1 protein-coding gene is annotated in these 1888 nt (G+C 52.2%); it reads right to left on the bottom strand.

Annotated elements, in window-relative coordinates:
- Positions 1-142: 142 nt before the first annotated feature.
- The gene (locus NW211_RS13735) at positions 143-1726 is read right to left on the bottom strand and encodes an IS1182 family transposase (protein ID WP_258328254.1); all 1584 of its coding nucleotides are present in this window, start codon (positions 1724-1726) and stop codon (positions 143-145) included.
- Positions 1727-1888: the final 162 nt, after the last annotated feature.

Here is a 1888-nt window from a genome sequence, read left to right as displayed (position 1 = left end):
GAGGCCGACCCAAAAGAGATTTTGGGCGGTCTCTTTGTTTTATTATAGAAAAGATGACCACATTACTTTTTACCGGAGCAGGAAGTCTCCGGGAAGGGCTGGTTTACTAATACCTCTGATTTTCGTCTTTCATGTTTTTGGGCTATGCCATTCCCAATGACGGAGAGTTGTCAGACACCCCCAAGAGTCCGTCGCGGACATGCGCCGCATATTTTCTGAGGTTATGGGCGAGGGCGACAAGGCCGAACTCGACATTGACCTTTCCGGCTGACTTGAGACGGAACCTCTTGAAGCCGTGATTGAACTTGATGTCACCGAATACGGCTTCCGGCTCGATCGGACGTCTGCTCCTGTGCATCAGGCCTCTCTCTCCGGTCAGCAGTTCCCGTGCCTTCCTTTTGAATGCGTTCGCAGTGTGGTTCACTTCAATGGTACGCCTGCCGGACTTCCCCTTGTAGCACATTCCACGCAGCGGACAGCCGGCGCAGTTCTTTGCCCGGTATACTGCCACGGATGACCTGTATCCCAGGTCGGAGACAGTGCTCCATGTCCCGGCCCGCTCCAGACGCTGCCCCATCGGGCACACATAGAAGTCTTTCTCCTCATTGTAGTACATGTTCTGTACCAAGAAGGCGTTGTCCCGGTATTTCCGCTTCATCTCCGCATGGAACATGGTGTATTTCACATACGCGTCAATCCCCTCTCCATCCATGTACGCGTAGTTCTGCTCGTTGCCATAGCCCGAGTCCGCGACTATCTCTTCGCTCTGCCGGCCGTATCTTTCCCTGAACGACTTCAGGAACGGTATCATAGTGCCCCAGTCCGTCGGCCTCCGGTAGATTCCGTAGTTCGTGATGAACTGGTTCTCCGTCGCTATCTGGACATTGTATCCCGGCTTGGTCTGACCGTTGCGCATCGCGTCCTCCTTCATACGCATGAACGTCGCGTCCTTGTCCGTCTTGCTGTAGCTGTTCCTTTCCCCCAAGGTCTCCAGATGATGCTTGTAGGATTCTAGCTTCGGAAGGGACTCGTCCTTCACCTTCTCTACGGACTTCCTCAGCTTTCTGTCGCTGATACCCTGCTCGTCCATCCTGCGCAGTATCCTTTCCGTACGCTCGGCCAGATCCGTCACACCGGACTCCTCCGAAGCACATTCCCTGTTCTCTTCGGAGAGGACCGACTCCGCCGTCTTGAGTACGGCATCCACTTTCGCCTCCAGTTTCTCCTTGTTCTTCTCGACACTCCTTTTCCATACGAAAGTGTACCTGTTCGCCACAGACTCTATCTTCGTCCCGTCGATGTACTGCACTTTCAGCGACACGAGCCCCTCTGCATTCAGAAGCAGGACAACCTGCCTGAACAGCCCGTCAAACCGCCCGTCCGCCAGACGCCCGCTCCTGAACCGGTTGATTGTTCTGAAGTCCGGCCGCGACATCCCTGAAAGCCACATGTAGTTCACGTTCTCCTGCAGAAGACGCTCCATACGGCGGCCGGAATAAACATTGCACAGGTAGGAGTAGACTATCACTTTCAGAAGCATGCGGGGATGGAAACTGCTCGTCCCTCCGCCCTTGTAGGTCGATTCTACAGAAGATATGTCCAGCCTGTCTATCACTGCGTTCACGATCCGCACCGGATGGTTCTTTGGGACGAGTTCTCCCAATGTCGGCGGAAAAAGCAGACTTTCGTTCTGATTGTAATCTTTATACACTATCTTTGCGCTCATGGTAAATGCTTGACTTTATTTTTAATTCTCACTTTAAATATAGCAATTATTTACCATAAAAACAACGGTTATTTCTTTGAAAACAAAGAGATAACCGTTAATTTTTTCTCCCCTCCACACTCACTCTCACGCATTCATTCTCTCATTGTGACCATCTGGCGT

Origin of the sequence: Barnesiella sp. ET7 (assembly GCF_024733785.1) — a bacterium.
Taxonomy (GTDB): Bacteria; Bacteroidota; Bacteroidia; order Bacteroidales; family Barnesiellaceae; genus Barnesiella; species Barnesiella merdigallinarum.
This window is presented reverse-complemented; position numbering and strand designations above follow the sequence as displayed.